Source organism: Streptomyces sp. NPDC055400 (assembly GCF_053644375.1).
Map to the genome: position 1 here is coordinate 574,202 of NZ_JBSHLM010000002.1, position 16,894 is coordinate 591,095.

The window sequence follows — 16,894 nt, forward strand, 5'->3', positions numbered from 1 at the left end:
TGGGAGACCGAAGTGACCACCTCCGACACCCCCGACTCCGCCCCCGACTTCGCCGACCGGTCCGACTTCGAGGAGGCGGACCGGGGCCTCGTCTCTCCGCCGCTCTCCTCGACGGTCACGGCCGAGGACGGGCGCGTCGTGTGGAACTTCGCCGACACGGCGTTCCTCGACGAGGACTGTCCCGACACCGCGCACCCGAACCTGTGGCGCCAGGCCCAACTGTGCGCCCGGGCGGGCCTGTTCGAGGTGACCGAGGGCGTCTTCCAGGTACGCGGGTTCGACCTCTCCAACATGACGCTGATCGAGGGCCGTCACGGCGTCGTGGTCGTCGACCCGCTCGCCTCCGCGGAGACGGCGGCAGCCGCGCTGGAGCTCTACCGGTCGCAGCGCGGCGAACGGCCCGTCGCCGCCGTCGTGTTCACCCACTCCCACCTCGACCACTTCGGCGGCGTGCTCGGCGTCATCGGAGCCGACGACGACGTACCCGTGATCGCCCCGCAGGGCTTCATGGAGCACGCCGTCGCCGAGAATGTGTACGCGGGCGCGGCGATGCTGCGCCGCGGCACCTACTACTCGGGCGCCAACCTGGAGCGCGGGCCCGAGGGTCTCGTGGGCATGGGGCTCGGCTTCACCGCCTCCACCGGCACCGCGGGGCTGGTGGCGCCCACGGTCGAGGTCCGGCACACGGGACAGGAACTGACCCTCGACGGCGTCGTGTTCCGCTTCCAGATGACGCCGGGCACCGAGGCGCCGTCGGAGATGAACTTCCTGCTGCCGCAGCGGCGCGCCCTGTGTATGGCCGAGAACGCCACGCACAACCTGCACAACATCCTGACCCTGCGCGGCGCGGTGGTCCGCGACGCCCGGATCTGGGCCCGCTACCTCAATGAGGCCATCGAGCTCTTCGGCCACGACGCGGACGTCCTGTTCGCCTCGCACCACTGGCCGACCTGGGGCTCGGACCGCATCAGGTCGTTCCTCGCCGAGCAGCGCGACCTGTACGCGTATCTGCACGACCAGACGCTGCGGCTGCTCAACAAGGGGTACACGGGGGCGGAGATCGCCGAGCTGATCGAGCTGCCGCCCGCGCTCTCCGCGGCCTGGCACGCGCGCGGCTACTACGGCTCCGTCAGCCACAACGTGAAGGCCGTCTACCAGCGTTACATGGGCTGGTACGACGGCAATCCCGCTTCCTTGTGGGAGCACCCGCCCACCGAGACCGCCGAGCGCTACGTCGACTGCATGGGCGGGCTCGAAGCGGTGCTCGGCAAGGCGCGTACGTACCTGGAGGAGGGCGATCTGCGGTTCGCCGCCCAGCTCCTGAGGCACGCCGTGTTCGCCGCGCCGGACAGCGCCGACGCCAAGGAGCTGCTCGCAAAGACCTTCGAGCGGCTCGCGCACGGCGCGGAGTGCGCGACCTGGCGCAACTGCTACCTCACCGGCGCCCAGGAACTGCGCGGCGAGATCAAGGCGACCAGCATCGGCGGCGGCAGCATGGACGACGCGCTGAACATCGAGCAGCTCTTCGACTCGCTCGCGGTCCGGGTCGACGGGCCCAGGGCATGGGACCACTCGCTCACCCTGCACTGGCATCTGTCGGACCTGGGCGAGATGTACCGCATGACGCTGCACAACGGCGTCCTGGTCCACACCCGTACGACCCGGCCCGCCGACAGCGCAGACCTCTCCCTCACGCTGACGAAGCCCCAACTCCTCACCCTGCTGGCAGGGAAGGGTCTCCACGGCGTCTATCACTCGGGCCACCTGGGCGCCCTCGACACCCTGCTCTCGGTCCTCGACGAGAACGATCCGGACTTCGCGATCGTCACTCCGTGACGACGGTGACGGGGTACGACGGCCGCCCGTACGCACTAACACAGCGCGCCCTCCACCACCGCGTGGCATCCCATGAGTACATGACACCGGACCGTGAGGACCGTCCCCCGTCGGGCGCGAGCGACGACATCGCCGAGCTGCGTGCCCGAGTCGCCCAGTTGGAGTCCGCGGGGCCGGCGCGGCCCCGGCCCCGGCACCATCTGCGCTCGTTCTTCGCCGGCCTCCTGATCGTCCTCGTGGCGATCCTGACGCCGCTCAGCGCGGTCGCGACATGGGCCAGCGACATCGTCGGCGACACCGATCGCTATGTGGCGACCGTGGAGCCGCTCGCTTCCGATCCCGATGTCCAGGCGGCCGTCACGAACCGTGTCACGAACGTCGTCATGGAGAACATCGATCTCAAGGCGCTCCTCAGCGACGTGGCGCCCGCCGACCGGCCGAGGCTCGAAAAGGCGCTGGGCACGCTGAGCGCCCCGCTCACCAGCGGACTGAGCGGCTTTGTGCACGACACCGTCCAGAAATTCGTGTCGAGCGACTCGTTCAAGAAGCTGTGGACCGGCCTCAACCGGCGCGCGCACACGGCGGTCGACAAGGCGCTGACCGGCAGCGGCGGCGGCGCCGTCAAGCTCACGAACGACGCGGTGACGATCGACCTGGCGCCCGTCATCGACGAGGCGAAGAAGCGGCTCGTCGACCGCGGCCTCGGGGTCGCCTCAAAGATCCCCGACGTGCACACCGACTTCACGGTCATGACGTCCGACTCCATCGGCAAGATCAAGAAGGGCTTCCGGCTGCTCCAGCTCATGGGGGTCTGGCTGCCCGTCATCACCCTGGTCCTCGCCGCCTGCGCCGTCCTCCTGGCCGTCCGCAGGCGGCGCGCGCTGGTGGCGGCCGGGATCGCGATCGCGGTGGGCGGCGCGATCCTCGGCATCGGTCTGTGGGTCTTCCGCGCGTTCTATCTCGACGGGCTGCCCTCCGAGGTGTCGCAGCCGGCCGCCGGCGCCGTTTACGACGCGCTCGTGCGGTTCCTGCGGACGACGGTGCGCATGCTGATCACCGTCGGCATCGTGGTGGCGCTCGCGGCCTGGCTGAGCGGTGACGGCCGTGCGGCGACCCGGGTCAAGGCCATGTGGCGCGGCGGCATCGGCGCGGTGCGCGACGCGGCGGGCCTCACCGGCGGGCCGGTGGGCGCGTGGGTGCACCGGGCGAAGACGTGGCTCAACTGGACGGTCGTCGCCGTGTCGGCCGTGATCATGCTGGTGTGGGACCGTCCGACGGGCGTCGTGATCGTGTGGATCGCTCTCTGCGCGCTCATCGCTCTCGCGGTGATCGAGTTCCTGGACGACGACGGATCGCCGCATGTGACGGCCGCCCCTGCGGCGTGACGCGGCTTCGATGTCAGGCGCGCGCGGGTCGGCGTACCGCGCGCGGGCGGTACTCGACCACGGTCAGCGCCAGGGCCACGTACCGCTCCACCAACTCGTCCACGGATACGGGTCCTTCGGACTGGTACCACTCCCCGATGGCGTTGCACATGGCGATCACCGCGCGCCGGGCGTCGTCCGGGTAGGGGGTGAGGAAGATGCCCTGCGCCACGCCCAGCTCGACGACGTCACGGAACTGCCCGCTGCCGCGCGCCTCGTTCTTCCGGTAGCGCGCCAGGTGCTCGGGCTCCAGGCTGCGCCCCTCGGTCAGCACGATGCTGCTCTTCACGGGGTGTTCCGTACGGAACCGTACGGTCGCCGCGACGAGCGCCTCCAGTTGTTCGGCCGGGTCGTCGCCCGCCGCCTCCAACGCCTCGTCGCACGTGCTGAAGTAGGCGTCGAGACCGTCGTCGAGGATGGCGACCAGCAAGTCCTGCTTGCCCTTGTAGTAGTAGTACAGGGCCGACAGGCTCACCCCGGCGCGCTGGGCGATGTCGCGGATCGAGGTGGCTCCGTAGCCGCGCTCGGAGAACTCCTGCCGGGCAGCATCGACGATGGCCTTGTGGCCTGTGGGTCGCGTGGACACAGCTCTCCGATCTCCTGCTCCTGTCCCGGCGTCTGGACACGTGCCGACGGGGACCGTAGCTTAACGAATGTTCTGACTGCACGCCCGTCGCGCTCGTCGACAAGGGAGTTGCCGCGTGATCCGTCGCCACCCGAAGGGCATGCCGGCCCGCCTCTCCTACCCCGAGGCGTCCGTCGGGGACATCCTCGCCGGCTCGGCCAGGAGATACCCCGACCGCGTCGCCCTGCGCGACGGCGACGACACGCTGACCTTCACGGAACTCCACGAACAGGCGCTCCGCTTCGCGAGGGGCCTGCGCGAACGCGGCATCGCCGAGGGCGATGTGGTCGCAGTGCACCAGCCCAACTCCCTCTGGTTCCCTGTCACTTACTACGGGATCCTGCTGGCCGGCGCGATCGTGGCACCCATCAACCCGACCCTGCCCCCGGCGGCCCTGCGCACGCAGCTCGACGAGGCGGGGGCCCGGGCGGCCGTGACGCATCCGGCGACGGCACCGGCGCTCCTCGCGGCCGGAACGGAGGGGCTCGAACTGCTGGCCCTCGTACCACCGTCGGCCGTCTCCCCCGGCGATCCGGCACACCTCGACGGCACGGTGCCGCTCGCCGACCTGCTCGCGGCGGCCCCCGAGCCCGGCCCACGCGTCACCCCCGACGCGGTCGCCCACCTGTCCTTCACGGGCGGCACGACGGGGCGTTCGAAGGCGGTCCAGGTGCTGCACCGCCAGGTCGTGGCGAACTGCCTCCAGTTCACCTGCTGGCGCGCGGCCGCCGTGCCCGCGGTGGACCCCGACGGGGGCGTCTTCCTCGACCCGGTTCCCGAGGCCGCCACCGAGTACACCAACCCTCCGGGGCAGGGCGTCTCGGTCGCCGTCGCGCCGTTCTTCCACGCCATGGGCCTGGTCGGCCAGTCGATCGGCGTGCTCGCCGGGCTGACGAGCGTCCTCGCCGGACGTTTCGACCCCGAGCGGTTCCTCGAACTGGCCGAGAAGTTCGGAGCCACCCAGATCGCCGGGTCCCCCGCGCTCTTCCACGCCCTGCTCGCCGCCCCCGCCGCACAGGGCCGTGCGCTCCCCGCGGTCCGCGTGGTCAACTCGGGGGCGGCGCCCATCGACACGACGACACTTCGCGCCCTGGGGACACTGTTCCCGCGGGCGTGCGTCGTGGAGGGGTACGGGCTGACCGAGGCCACCATGGGCGTCACGTCGGGAATCGTCGACCCCGACGACCCGGTGCCGATCGGATCGGTCGGCCTGCCTGTGTTCGACACCGAGGTCGAGATCCGCGACCTCGTGCAGACCGGGAGCTGTGTGCCCGACGGCGAGACGGGCGAGCTGTGGGCCCGCGGCCCGCAGATCACGGCGGGCTACCTCGGCCATCCCGAGCTGACGGCAGAGCAGTTCGTCGACGGCTGGCTGCGCACGGGCGACCTTGCGCGGTGCGACGAGCGCGGTCACGTCTACATCGTGGGCCGCGCCAAGGACATGCTCATCTACAAGGGTTACAACGTCTATCCCGGCCAGCTCGAGGAGATCCTCAGCGGGCATCCGGCGGTCGCGCAGGTCTCGGTGATCGGGGTGCCCGCGGCGGACGCGGGCGAGATACCGGCGGCGTACGTCGTGGCACGCCCGGATGCCTCGCCGGCACCCGGCCCGGCGCTCGCGGAGGAGCTGATGGCGCACGTGGCCGCCCGCGTCGCGCCGTACCAGCGGGTGCGTGAGGTGCGATTCCTGGAGGCACTGCCCACCTCGGCCGCGGGGAAGGTCCTCAAGGCGGAGCTGCGACGGGCACACCAGCCGTAGATTTAACGAACGTTCAACACGCTCGGCACCGGGCCCCCCGATCGGTGGCGACCCGGCCCCGCCCCCTCACACCTCCCCCGCACCCCCTTTACACCACCGTCCGCCCCGAGCCGCATGACAGGCCGCGTTCCGGGCAGGCGACCACCGAACGCGCATGCTCCATCACCCGTTCGGGCTAACCCGAGATGTCGTGGAGCCGATCCGCACGCACGTTTGGAAGGTAGAGCCCGTGGGGTGCGTACCCGTCGGCAACCGCGCCGACGACCGGACGGGCGCCGGGGAGGTGCGTGATGCCGGAGATTTCCGTGGACGTCCACATAGGCCGATCCGTCACTGAGGTGTACGACTTCCTCTCCGACGCACGGAATCTCGAACTCTGGTTCTCGGGGGTCGACACCGTCGCCGAGAGCGCAGAGCCCGCAGGTCCGGGCGTGGCTCATGTGTACCGCTTTCCGGGGCGCCACCGGGACCAGCTGCTCCAGTGCGTGGCGTACGTCCCGGGCGAACACCTCGTCTTCCGTGGCGACCGGATGTGGAACCTGCTCGGCGCCCAGACACCGGTGTACTCCTTCACCCTCTCCCCGCGCCGCCGCGGCACCCTCCTGCGCCTCACGGTGCAGTCCCGTCTCGCGGGCGGCCTCACACTGCTCGCGCCCGTGGTCGCCATGGCCTGGCGGCGCGACCTGCCGAGGGACGTGCGCCGGCTCGGCGAGCGCCTCGGCGCCCCGCACTGCCACGTCATAGCCGCCCCGCGACGGGTGCGCCTGCCCGGGCCGGCGTTCACCCCCGCCGCCGAGCCCACGGCCGCCCCTGCGGCCCTCCCGCAGCCGGGCCCGCAGGTCCGCCCCGAAGCGCGGCCCCAGGTCCCGTCCGGGCCCCACCCCGAGCAGCCTCCCGAGCCTCGCCCCGCCTCGGTCCCGGCCGCCAAGAAACGCACGACGCGCCCCGCGGCATGAGGCGGCCCCGATCCGCCCACGGGAAATTCCCGTGCACCAGGCGCAAGGCGGCCAGTAGCGTCCCCGCCCATGACTCTTCCTCGTACACGCCCTCCCTACGACGCCGACGAGCGAACGCAGTTGGTCGCCTGGCTGGACATGCAGCGCGCCATCGTCGAGTGGAAGTGCCAGGGCGTGTCCGAGAAGGACGCCCATCGCGCCGTCCTCCCCGCGTCCCCCGCCATGACCCTGGCGGGGGTCGTGTCGCATCTGCGGTGGGTCGAGCACTGCTGGTTCGAGGTCATGCTGATGGGCGGCGCGGCTGAGGGCCCCCAGTTCGACGACGGGCCCGAGGACGCCGACATGATGGTCGACGACGTCCCCCTCGCCCAGCTCCTCGGCGAGTACGCGCGCCAGTACGCCAAGTCGAACGAGATCACCGCAGCGCACTCCCTCGACCAGGCGGGCCGGCACCCCGACTTCCGCGCGGGGGCCGCGAATCTGCGGTGGATCCTCCTGCACATGATCGAGGAGACGGCCCGGCACGCCGGTCACCTCGACGCGATCCGTGAGCTTCTCGACGGCGAGAGGGGCTACTTCTGACCCGGTTCCCACCCGCTTGTGCCCCGGTTCCGACCCCGGGGCACTCACGGCCTGCCGGGCCCGGTACGAGCGCGTGGTACGACCTGCGAGACTGTCTCCATGCCCAGTCCGGCCCGTACGTCGTCCGCTGCAGGCGAGGGCCTTCGCGCGAGGCGCCGCCGCGAGACCGAGCACGCGATCCACGCGGCCGCGGTACGGCTCGTCGAGGGGCACGGCCTGGCCGGGGTGACGGTCGACATGATCAGTGCCGCCGCCGGGATCTCCCCGCGCACGTTCTTCAACTACTTCCCGAGCAAGGAATCCGCGCTCACCATCAGCCCGCCGCCTCTGCCGGACGCGCTCCGCCTGCGCCTCACGCACGGCGACCCGGCTCCGCGGGCCACGCTCACCGAACTGCTCGACGTCCTGTCCGCGCACATCACGGACGACGTCGTGCCCGACCGTGAACTCGTCCAGGCCACCTTCCGGATCGCCGACCGGCACCCGGAGCTGCGGGCGGCTCTGCACGCGCGGTTCGACGCCTTCGAGGAACAGGTGAGGGAGGCGGTGGCCGAGCGGATGGCCGCCCCTCGGGCCGACCCCCGGCCCCGCCTTCTCACGGGCATCGCGCTCGCCGTGACCCGCACCGCCCTGGAGCAGTGGTCACTGGGCGCGGCCGGCGACCACGCCTCGCCCGAGCCGGACCTCCAGCAGTGCGTCGACCTGCTGCACACGCTCATGCCGAAGAGCTGAGGCGCGCGCCAGCACGGCCTTCACCGGCCGTCGGCGAGCTGCTGCGCGCGGGCCGTCAGATCCACCTTCCGGATCTTCATGGTCGTCGTCATCGGCATCTCGTCGACTATCTCCACGAGGGGAACCTTGTAGGACGCCATGCTCTCGCGGGCCCAGTCCCGTAGCACCGAGGCTTCCACCGCGCCCTTTTGACGGAGCGTCACGAAGGCCACCGGGATCTGCCCCTTCGTCGGGTCGACGGCGGGGACCACGGCGGCGGTGTGTACGTCGGGGTGGCGGCAGAGCAGCATCTCGACCTCCGCGGGGAAGACGCTCATGCCCTTCACCTTGATGAGGTCCTTGTCGCGGCCGAGGTAGTGCAGGCAACCGTCCTCATTGATCCGCCCGTTGTCGCCCGTGTGCAGCCAGCCGTCGCGCAGTTGCCGCGCCGTGGCGTCCGGGTTGTTCCAGTAGCCGGTCGTCACCGAGGGGCTGCGGACGACGATCTCGCCCGCCTCGCCGAGCGGCAGCGGTTCACCGGTGACGGGAGACACCACGGCGATGTCCGTGCCGGGCATGGGCAGTCCGCAGAAGACGGGTTCGGCGTGCAGATCCTCGTCCCCGCCCTGGAACCCGTAGGGCGTCACGTCGATGGTGTGTGTCTCGGTCATCCCGTACGCGGCCTCGCGCAGGACCGAGTGCGCTCCCGCGGCCGTTTCCCAGCGCCGCCGGACGCCGACGTCGAGCTTGCGGATGAACGAGGTGCAGAGGGGGTCGACGAGGGAACTCAGGTCGTACGAGGCGAAGTCGGGCCGGTCGAGAAGTTCGAGGTAGTTCTCCACGGTGCCGACCATCGTGGTGACCTTGTGCGCGTCGATCGCCCGCAGGACGCGCGCCGGGTCCCAGCGGGGCATGAGGACCGAAGTGCCGCCCAGCATCAGGGGGTTGAGGATGCCCAGATCCTCGCCCGCGATCCAGAAGACGGGGATGTAGCACAGGACCACCACCTCGCCGTCGGCCGTCTGGCGGGTGGCCGCGGCGCTGGTGGCGATGGTGTAGATCATGTGCCGCTGGGTGTGCATGCAGCCCTTGGGAAGCCCGGACGTGCCGCCGGTGTAGTTCAGCGCTGCCAGGGCGTCGAGGTCGGCGGGGGCGCCGTCGACCGGCTCGTGCGCCACGGCCTGCGCCCACGTGTGGACCGCGAGCCCTTCGATCGCCACGGTGTCCGGGGCGGTCGCGGCGTCGGCCATCTCGGTGAGCGAGGTGACGAACACCCGTCGTACGGCTGTCTGCCGGCGTACGGAGGCGAGCAGCGGGAGCGAGGTGTCCAGGGTGACGACGGTCTCGGCGCCGCAGTCCTCGAGTTCGTAGGCGAGCTCGGCGCCCTGGAACATCGGGTTGACCGGCACGTGCACCGCGCCGAGGCGCAGCACGGCGAGGAAGGCGACCAGGAACTGGGGGCAGTTGGGCAGGTGGACGGCGACCCGGTCGCCCGCGCCGACGCCCTCGGAGGCGAGCCGTCCCGCCACCCGGCGGCTCAGCTCGTCGAGTTCGCGGTAGGTGACGGTGCGGCCCTCGAAGACGACCGCGGCACGGTCGGGGCGCAGCCGCGCCCAGTGCGCCACATGATCCGGCACGGAGATCTCGCCGAGCGGGTACACGACGTCGGACGGTGTGCCGTGCGGGCGGACGCGGGCCTGACGGGCACGCAGATCCTCCAGGTACTCCTCGATCTTCATGCGGCTCCTCGGTTTGTTGTCCCGACCTGACCTACCTGGGCCTTCACCGCACCGGCGTCACCACGTGTCGATGAATCGACCACTAGGGTGCCCCTGGGGCGTACGCGGGTGCGGATGCGTGGGGTGCTGGGCGAACGTCGTGGTGATCCAGCGGCGGGTGTCGGCCGGGTCGATCACGTCGTCGACCTCGAAGGTCGTCCCCGCGTTGAGCGCCTTGCCCTGCTCGTACTGCTCCGCGAGCAGGGCCTCGTACGTGGCCTGTCGCTCCCGCGGGTCGGCGATGGCTTCGAGTTCGCGGCGGTAGCCGAGCCGGACGGCGCCTTCCAGGCCCATCGGGCCGATCTCGCCGGTGGGCCAGGAGACCATCGCCGAGGGGGCGCGGAAGCCGCCGCCGGTCATCGCCATCGCCCCGAGACCGTAGCCCTTGCGCAGCACGGCGGAGAAGACGGGGACGCCGAGATGGGCTCCCGCGACGAAGAGCCGGCTGAAGTGCCGTACGGTCGCGGTCTTCTCGGCGTCCGGGCCGACCATGAACCCCGGGGTGTCGCACAGGGTGACCACGGGCAGGTCGTGGGCGTCGCAGAGTTGCAGGAAGCGTGCCATCTTGTCGGCGGCGTCGCTGTCGATGGCGCCGCCGAGGTACTGAGGGTTGTTGGCGACCAGGCCCATCGGCCGTCCCTCGACCCGTACGAGCGCGGTGATGACGCCGACGCCGAACTCGCGGCGCAGTTCCAGGACCGAGCCGGTGTCGGCGAGGAGGGTGACCGCCTCACGTACGTCGTACGCGCGCAGCCGGTTCTCGGGGACGACGTGGCGCAGGAGGCGCTGGTCCGCGCAGTCCCAGTCGCTCAAGTCGCCCTGGAAATAGGAGAGATACTGCTTGGCGACCGCCACGGCCCCGGCCTCGTCGTCGACCAGGATGTCGACGACGCCGTTCGGTACCTGGACCGGCATCGGTCCGACCTCCTCGGGCAGGAACTGCCCGAGGCCGCCCGCCTCGATCATCGCGGGGCCGCTCATGCCGACCGTGGCGTCGGGGGTCGCGATGACGACGTCGCAGCAGCCGAGGAGCGCGGCGTTGCCCGCGAAGCAGCGGCCGGCGACGATGCCGACCGTCGGTACCTGCCCGCTGAGCCTGGCCAGGGTGGCGAAGGTGGGGACGTCGAGTCCGGCGACGGCCATCATGTCGGTGTCGCCGGGGCGTCCGCCGCCGCCCTCGGCGAAGAGCACGACCGGGATCTGCTGCCGCTCGGCGAGTTCGAGCATGCGGTCGGTCTTCTTGTGGTTGAGCATCCCCTGCGTGCCGGCGAGGACGGTGTAGTCGTACGCGAGGACGGCGCACTGGCTCCGCCGGTCGCCGAACTGGACGCCGTTGACCCGGGCGACGCCGGTGACGATCCCGTCGGCGGGTGTGTTGGCGATCAGGTCGTCGAGGGTCCTGCGGCGGCGCTGCGCGGCGATGGCCAGGGCGCCGTACTCGGTGAAGCTGCCCGGGTCGCAGAGGTCGGCGAGGTTCTCGCGTGCGGTGCGGTGGCCGGTGCGCCTGCGGCGTTCGACGGCCTGGGGCCTGGCCTCGTCGAGGCCGGCGCGGTGGCGCTCGACGACCTCGGCGAGGTCCGGCCTGATCGCGTCGAGATCGACGTCGGTCGCCGCCTCGTCGGCGCTGTCCTCGCCCTGTGAAGGTGCGAAGACGACGAGTTCGGCACCGGCCGGGACGACGTCCCCGACGCTCGCGCGGACCTCGCGCACGATTCCGCCGCGGGGGGCGGTCAGGACGTGTTCCATCTTCATCGCCTCGAGGACGACGAGTGGCGCACCGGCCGCCACCTCGGCGCCGGACTCCACACAGACGTCGACGACACTGCCCGCGGAGAGGGCGGTGAGGACCGAGCCGTGGCTCTCCTGGGAGGGGGTGGCGCCTGGTACGAGCTTGTCGAGGTGTTCGTTGACGAAGGCGGTCGTCACCGTGCCGTCCCGGAAGGCCTCGTGGCGCAGGACGGCGCGCAGCAGCGGGATGTTCGAGGGCACCCCGCACAGCGTGAACTCGGCGAGTGCCCCGGCCGCCCGCCCCGCCGCGTCGGCGAAGTCGCCCCGGAGCGTCCGCGTGATCACCTTGGCGACGAGGGAGTCGTACGAGCCCTTGATCTCCAGGCCCGCGCGGCCGTGGGTGTCCACGCGCACGCCGGGGCCGCCGGGTGCCTCGAAGGCGGTCAGCGTGCCCTGCGAGGCGCGGGCCGTGCCGTCCGCGGACAGCTCTTCGAGGTTGACGCGCGTCTGGATCGCGAAGCCGCGCGGCTGCGGGATGTCCTTCTGGAGGAGGCCGAGTTCGGCCAGCGACCTGCCCTGGGCGAGGTGCAGTTGGGTGGCCACCAGGTCTACGCCGGTGAGTTCCTCGGTGATGGTGTGCTCGACCTGGAGGCGCGGATTGGTCTCGATGAAGTAGTAGGCGTCCGGGTCGTCCGCGTCGACGAGGAACTCGAAGGTCCCGAGGCCGAGATACCGGGTCGCCGAAGCCATCGTGACCGCGGCCTCGATCAGCAGGTCACGCGTGCGCGCGGGGAGCCACGGGCTGGGCGCGACCTCGATCAGCTTCTGGTTGCGGCGCTGGACCGAGCACTCCCGTTCCCACAGGTGGGTCACCTGTCCGGTGCCGTCCCCGACGACCTGGATCTCGACGTGCTTGGCGCGGGGCAGGAGCTGCTCGACGTACACGTCGCCGTTGCCGAAGGCGCGCTCGGCTTCGGAGCGGCAGCGCTCGTACGCCGGGGCGAGGTCCGACGCGTCGTGCACCGCGCGCATGCCGCGGCCGCCTCCCCCGGCGACCGCCTTCACCATGACGCCGCCGCGCACGCCGGCGTGGAAATCCGTGGCCTGCGCGAGTGAGGTCGGGGCGCCGGTGGCCGCGAGGACGGGGACGCCGTGCCGCACGGCGAGCTCTCGTGCGCTCGCCTTGTCGCCGAAGAGAGCGAGGAGTTCGGGGGTGGGTCCCACGAAGGTCAGCCCCTCCTCGGCACACGCCTTCGCGAAGCCGGCGTTCTCGCTGAGGAACCCGTAGCCGGGGTGGACCAGGTCGCATCCCGCGCGCCCGGCGATCTCGACGATCTGACGCGCGTCGAGATAGGCGGCCACGCCTTGGCCCTTGAGCAGGTGGGCCTCGTCGGCGAGGCGCACATGGGCCGCCGAGCGGTCGTCCGCGGAGTGCACCGCCACGGTCCGCAGGCCGAGCGCCGACGCCGCGCGGTGGATCCGGACGGCGATCTCGCCCCGGTTGGCGATCAGCACACCTGTCATCGGACGTCCCCTCCACGGGCCCGGCACGCGGGCCTTCTGTACATGACGGCTTCGGGCTGTAGCGAGTGCCTCGGGCTGTACGTGACTGCTTGAGCTGTACGTGACACGGCTTCGGGGCGTGCCGGGCGTACCGACGCGCCAGTGCGTTGACGCTGATGTCAACGTCAATGGCGCGCCCAGTCTGCGTTGACGCCGACGTCAACGTCAATAAGCTGGGGCCATGCCGATCGCGAGAAAATCCTGGACCGTCCGTGACAAGCTGGACCGCCAGGACAGCGCCACGCGGGGCCGACTGCTCACGGCGGCCCGCACGGTCTTCGAGCAGCGCGGCTATGCGCGCACGACGATCGCCGACATCACGGCACAGGCCGACGTCGGCCGCGCCACGTTCTACGTCTACTTCGCTTCCAAGCAGGAGGTCTTCGCCGTGCTCGCCGCCGACCTGCGCGACCGGTTCCTCGCGGCGCAGGAAGCGGCGGACCCGGAGGCCGAGGACCCGTACCTGCTCGCCGAGCGGACCAACGCCGGGTTCCTGGACGCCTACGTGGACAACCTCGCGTTCCTGACCGTGCTCGAACACCAGTCGCTCACGGACCCGGCGATGCGCGTGCTCCGCGACGAGATCCACGACCGCCCCCGCGGGCGCACCGCCCGCTACATCGCCCGTCTGGTGCGCCAGGGCCTCGCCGAGCCGGCCGGTTCGCCGGAGTCCGTGGCAACCGCCGCGGCCGGCATGGTCGCGGGCTTCGCACGGGCCGTGGCCGCCGACCCGGACCACCGGGACCGGGCGGTCGCCGATCTGACGGCGATGTACCTGCGGCTCCTCGGCCTCACACCCCGCGCAGGAGCAAAGCCCTGACCCCACGGGTGCCCCGGCTGCGAGTGGGCGACCGCCCCGCGGCTACCGTTGCCGCATGGAACTCATAGGTGAGATCACCGCCGGCCGCCCCCTGCTCGTGCTGGCCGTGAAGGAAGAGGCGCAGTTCCTCGACACGGGTCTCCCCGTCCTGCTCACCGGCATGGGCAAGGTCAACGCGGCGACCGCGCTGGCCACCGTCCTGACCCGCGGCCCGCACCCCTCGGGCATCGTGAATCTGGGCACGGCGGGTGCGCTGCGCCCCGGCTGGACGGGCACGCACGTCATCGGCTCCGTGATCCAGCACGACCTGGACAACGCCGTGCTCGCCTCGCTCACGGGCGAGATCTACGGTGCGCCGATCGACCTGCCCGACCACGGCGGTCCCGTCCTCGCGACCGGCGACTCCTTCATCTCCGACGAGGCGGCCCGCGCCAGCCTGGCCGCGCGCGCCCCGCTCGTCGACATGGAGGGCTACGCGCTCGCGTCCGCCGCCCAGCAGGCCGGTGTTCCGCTGCGCATCGTCAAGCATGTCAGCGACGAGGCGGGCGACGGGGCGGCAAGGACCTGGCGCGAGACGGTCGCCGACTGCGCACGCGTCCTCGCCGACTGGACCGCGCGGAACGTCCCCGTACGCCCCTGATCCACGACTCCCCCGGCAGGCTGCGGGGTCGGCGATGAGATGATCGCAGACCATGTCCCGCGCGCACCGGCGCTCTCGCCAAGGCCGTCGGGCGCCCTCCGACCGAGACGAGCACGCCTTGGGAACCCGGCCGACGGCCCAGGTCACCCGAACCGTCCCCTCCCCCGCCACGACCGCCTCTGCCGCGGACGAAGGCGACAACGACCACGGCCACAGCCACGTGCCGGGCGCCAAGTCGATGTCCTGGCACCGGCTGTGGGCGGCGCTGCGTCGCACGCCGGTGTCGATGTGGAACGACGACGTGTCGGACTGGGCCGCGGCGTTGACGTACTACGCGATCCTCGCCCTGCTGCCCGCCATGCTCGTGACCGTCTCGCTCATCGGTCTCGTCAGCCCGGCGACGACGGACGCCCTGATCGCGCATGTGACGGCCTGGGCGCCCGCCGAGTCGGGCGCCGCCCTGCACGGCGCCCTGCGCCACATGGCACACGAGCGGTCCGCGGCGCTCACCGTGACGATCGCGGGCGCCGTCAGCGCCCTGTGGTCGGCATCGAGCTACTCGGCCGTGTTCCGCCGGGCCCTCAACAAGCTGCACGGCGTCCGCGACACCAGGCCCGCGTGGCGCAAGGCCCACCGCATCCTGCTGACCGCCTGCACGCTGCTGGCGCTGCTCATGGCCAGCGCGCTCGCCGGCGTGCTCAGCGGATCCCTCGCCCAGTCGCTGGGGCACTGGCTCGGGCTCGGCGACTTGGGCGCCGCGGCCTGGAACCTCCTCAAGTGGCCTGCCCTGCTCTGCCTGGTGGCGCTGCTCGTCCTGGTGCTTTTCCGCTCCGGGCCGCCCGCCGCCCGAGGATGGCGGCACGGCCTGCCGGGCGGTCTGCTGGCCGCGCTGATCTGGCTCGTCGCGTCGGCCGGCTTCACGCTCTACGCCTCACAGCTCGGCACCTACAGCAAGCTCTACGGCTCCCTGGCGGGTGTCGTCGTCTTCCTCGTCTGGCTGTGGGTGTCGAACCTGGCGCTGCTCGCGGGGGCCCAGTTCGGGGTCGAACTGGACCGGTCCGCGCCCCACGCGCCGCTGGTCAGCGCCTGCGACGCAGCGCCTGCGGAGTGAGGTCGGCGAGCGTCGGATAGCCGTCGACGGCCATGATCAGGTCGGTCTCCGCGAGCAGGGACCGCAGCACGTGGACGATGCCGTCGACGCCGCCGAGGGCGAGGCCGTAGGCGTAGGGTCGGCCGATGCCGACCGCCGTCGCGCCGAGGGCGAGCGCCTTGACCACATCGGCTCCTGAGCGCACCCCCGAGTCGAACAGCACGGGCAGGCCGTCGGCGGCCTCCACCACCTCGGGCAGGGCGTCGATGGCGGCTAGGCCTCCGTTGGCCTGCCGCCCGCCGTGGTTGGAGCAGTAGATCCCGTCGACGCCGCCGTCCTTGGCCCGTCGTACGTCCTCGGGGTGGCACAGGCCTTTGACGATCAGCGGCAGGTTGGTGAGCGAGCGCAGCCAGGGGAGGTCGCCCCACGTCAGGGGGTTGCCGAAGACGCTCGCGAACTGCATGACGACGGCCTGCGTGTCATCGGCGCGGCCCTGCGGGAGCCGGGAGCGGAAGACCGGGTCGGAGGTGTAATTGCTGAGGCAGTGGCCGCGCAGCTGGGGGAAGTTGCCGGTGGTCAGGTCGCGGGGGCGCCAGCCGGTGACCCAGGTGTCCATGGTGACGACGATCCCCTTGAAGCCGGCCGCCTCGGCGCGGCTGACGAGGCTCTCGGCGAGGTCGCGGTCGGTCGGCGTGTAGAGCTGGAAGAAGCCGGGGGTCTCGCCGAACTCCTTGGCCACGTCCTCCATGGGGTCCGCGGACAGGGTGGAGGCCACCATCGGAACTCCCGTGCGCGCGGCGGCCTGTGCCGTCGCGAGGTCCCCGTGCCCGTCCTGCCCGCAGAGCCCGATCACGCCGATGGGACACATGAACAGCGGGCTGTCGAGCTTGAGTCCGAAGAGGTCGACGGTCAGGTCCCGCCGGCTCGCCCCGACGAACATGCGCGGAATGAGCCCCCACTGTTCGAAGGCGGTGACGTTCGCGCGCTGGGTGAACTCGTCGCCCGCGCCACCGGCGACGTACGACCACACGGACGGCGCGAGCGCCTCACTGGCCCGCTTCTCCAGTTCCGTGAAGGCCATGGGCAGCTCGGGGACGACGCCCCCGAGCGCGTTGAAGTAGATCTCGTGCTGGTAGTCACCGAACTGCTGCGTCATCGCGGCCACCCTCCTCGTCGATCGCCACCGTGTCCTGGCGGTGGCGATCAGACACTAGTGCGCAGGCCGATGGATGGGTGCCCGTGGGGTTCGGGGTCAGGTCAGCACCCCAACGGCGGCTCGAGACCCGCTGCGCACTATGGCCGCGATCGCGCCGAAACACCTGGCGGCCCGGCGCAGCAGTTCACGCCGGGCGAGGGGCGCGGCGAGGGCGAGCAGTACACAC

The 16,894-nt window shown here is 71.5% G+C and carries 13 protein-coding genes; 9 read left to right on the forward strand and 4 right to left on the reverse strand.

Going from position 1 to position 16,894, the window contains the following annotated elements:
- Nucleotides 1-12 precede the first annotated feature (12 nt).
- Nucleotides 13-1,836: an alkyl/aryl-sulfatase gene (locus ACWIGU_RS07005; RefSeq protein WP_454398226.1), complete on the forward strand. Its 1,824-nt coding sequence runs from the start codon at nt 13-15 to the stop codon at nt 1,834-1,836.
- 80 nt (nt 1,837-1,916) lie between these two features.
- The gene (locus ACWIGU_RS07010) at nt 1,917-3,221 is read left to right on the forward strand and encodes a hypothetical protein (protein ID WP_454398228.1); all 1,305 of its coding nucleotides are present in this window, start codon (nt 1,917-1,919) and stop codon (nt 3,219-3,221) included.
- Nucleotides 3,222-3,234: 13 nt separating this feature from the next.
- Here the strand turns inward: ACWIGU_RS07010 and ACWIGU_RS07015 are convergent, their stop codons facing one another.
- Nucleotides 3,235-3,846, reverse strand: a complete 612-nt coding sequence (locus ACWIGU_RS07015; RefSeq protein ID WP_454398230.1) for a TetR/AcrR family transcriptional regulator — start codon at nt 3,844-3,846, stop codon at nt 3,235-3,237.
- Between the two features lie 115 nt (nt 3,847-3,961).
- Between ACWIGU_RS07015 and ACWIGU_RS07020 the strand changes: the two genes are divergently transcribed.
- The 4 genes from ACWIGU_RS07020 to ACWIGU_RS07035 all read left to right on the forward strand — a co-directional run bounded on the left by ACWIGU_RS07020 (nt 3,962) and on the right by ACWIGU_RS07035 (nt 7,914).
- The gene (locus tag ACWIGU_RS07020; protein WP_454398232.1) at nt 3,962-5,644 is read left to right on the forward strand and encodes an AMP-binding protein; all 1,683 of its coding nucleotides are present in this window, start codon (nt 3,962-3,964) and stop codon (nt 5,642-5,644) included.
- A 290-nt stretch (nt 5,645-5,934) separates the two neighbouring features.
- Nucleotides 5,935-6,600 carry an SRPBCC family protein gene (locus tag ACWIGU_RS07025; RefSeq protein ID WP_454398234.1) on the forward strand — a complete coding sequence of 222 codons (666 nt, stop codon included), beginning with the start codon at nt 5,935-5,937 and terminating at the stop codon, nt 6,598-6,600.
- 69 nt (nt 6,601-6,669) lie between these two features.
- Complete coding sequence (locus ACWIGU_RS07030) at nt 6,670-7,182, forward strand: DinB family protein (RefSeq protein ID WP_454398236.1); 513 nt, start codon at nt 6,670-6,672, stop codon at nt 7,180-7,182.
- 99 nt (nt 7,183-7,281) lie between these two features.
- Nucleotides 7,282-7,914 (forward strand): TetR family transcriptional regulator, encoded by a 633-nt coding sequence (locus ACWIGU_RS07035; RefSeq protein ID WP_454398238.1) that lies wholly within the window; start codon nt 7,282-7,284, stop codon nt 7,912-7,914.
- A gap of 20 nt (nt 7,915-7,934) precedes the next feature.
- Here ACWIGU_RS07035 and ACWIGU_RS07040 read toward each other — a convergent pair whose 3' ends face one another.
- Nucleotides 7,935-9,632, reverse strand: coding sequence for an AMP-binding protein (locus tag ACWIGU_RS07040; RefSeq protein WP_454398240.1), 1,698 nt, complete (start codon nt 9,630-9,632; stop codon nt 7,935-7,937).
- Nucleotides 9,633-9,689: 57 nt separating this feature from the next.
- On the reverse strand, nt 9,690-12,923 hold the full coding sequence (locus ACWIGU_RS07045) for a carboxyl transferase domain-containing protein (protein ID WP_454398242.1): 3,234 nt from the start codon (nt 12,921-12,923) through the stop codon (nt 9,690-9,692).
- A gap of 220 nt (nt 12,924-13,143) precedes the next feature.
- On the opposite strand from ACWIGU_RS07045, the gene ACWIGU_RS07050 reads away from it, so the two are divergent.
- The 3 genes from ACWIGU_RS07050 to ACWIGU_RS07060 all read left to right on the forward strand — a co-directional run bounded on the left by ACWIGU_RS07050 (nt 13,144) and on the right by ACWIGU_RS07060 (nt 15,533).
- Entirely contained in the window at nt 13,144-13,782 is a 639-nt protein-coding gene (locus ACWIGU_RS07050; RefSeq protein ID WP_454398244.1) for a TetR/AcrR family transcriptional regulator, read from the forward strand.
- Nucleotides 13,783-13,837: 55 nt separating this feature from the next.
- Nucleotides 13,838-14,422: a nucleosidase gene (locus ACWIGU_RS07055; RefSeq protein ID WP_454398246.1), complete on the forward strand. Its 585-nt coding sequence runs from the start codon at nt 13,838-13,840 to the stop codon at nt 14,420-14,422.
- Nucleotides 14,423-14,660: 238 nt separating this feature from the next.
- Complete coding sequence (locus ACWIGU_RS07060; RefSeq protein WP_454398626.1) at nt 14,661-15,533, forward strand: YihY/virulence factor BrkB family protein; 873 nt, start codon at nt 14,661-14,663, stop codon at nt 15,531-15,533.
- Here the strand turns inward: ACWIGU_RS07060 and ACWIGU_RS07065 are convergent.
- Entirely contained in the window at nt 15,502-16,668 is a 1,167-nt protein-coding gene (locus ACWIGU_RS07065) for a lactate 2-monooxygenase (protein WP_454398248.1), read from the reverse strand. The genes ACWIGU_RS07060 and ACWIGU_RS07065 overlap by 32 nt on opposite strands.
- Between the last annotated feature and the right edge of the window lie 226 nt (nt 16,669-16,894).

Bases quoted from the DNA above. Each gene is read 5' to 3' on its own strand.
- ACWIGU_RS07045 (WP_454398242.1), bottom strand. From the start codon at position 12,923: ATGACAGGTGTGCTGATCGCCAACCGGGGCGAGATCGCCGTCCGGATC.
- ACWIGU_RS07040 (WP_454398240.1), bottom strand. From the start codon at position 9,632: ATGAAGATCGAGGAGTACCTGGAGGATCTGCGTGCCCGTCAGGCCCGC.
- ACWIGU_RS07065 (WP_454398248.1), bottom strand. From the start codon at position 16,668: ATGACGCAGCAGTTCGGTGACTACCAGCACGAGATCTACTTCAACGCG.
- ACWIGU_RS07055 (WP_454398246.1), top strand. From the start codon at position 13,838: ATGGAACTCATAGGTGAGATCACCGCCGGCCGCCCCCTGCTCGTGCTG.
- ACWIGU_RS07010 (WP_454398228.1), top strand. From the start codon at position 1,917: ATGACACCGGACCGTGAGGACCGTCCCCCGTCGGGCGCGAGCGACGAC.
- ACWIGU_RS07060 (WP_454398626.1), top strand. From the start codon at position 14,661: ATGTCCTGGCACCGGCTGTGGGCGGCGCTGCGTCGCACGCCGGTGTCG.
- ACWIGU_RS07050 (WP_454398244.1), top strand. From the start codon at position 13,144: ATGCCGATCGCGAGAAAATCCTGGACCGTCCGTGACAAGCTGGACCGC.
- ACWIGU_RS07025 (WP_454398234.1), top strand. From the start codon at position 5,935: ATGCCGGAGATTTCCGTGGACGTCCACATAGGCCGATCCGTCACTGAG.
- ACWIGU_RS07035 (WP_454398238.1), top strand. From the start codon at position 7,282: ATGCCCAGTCCGGCCCGTACGTCGTCCGCTGCAGGCGAGGGCCTTCGC.
- ACWIGU_RS07030 (WP_454398236.1), top strand. From the start codon at position 6,670: ATGACTCTTCCTCGTACACGCCCTCCCTACGACGCCGACGAGCGAACG.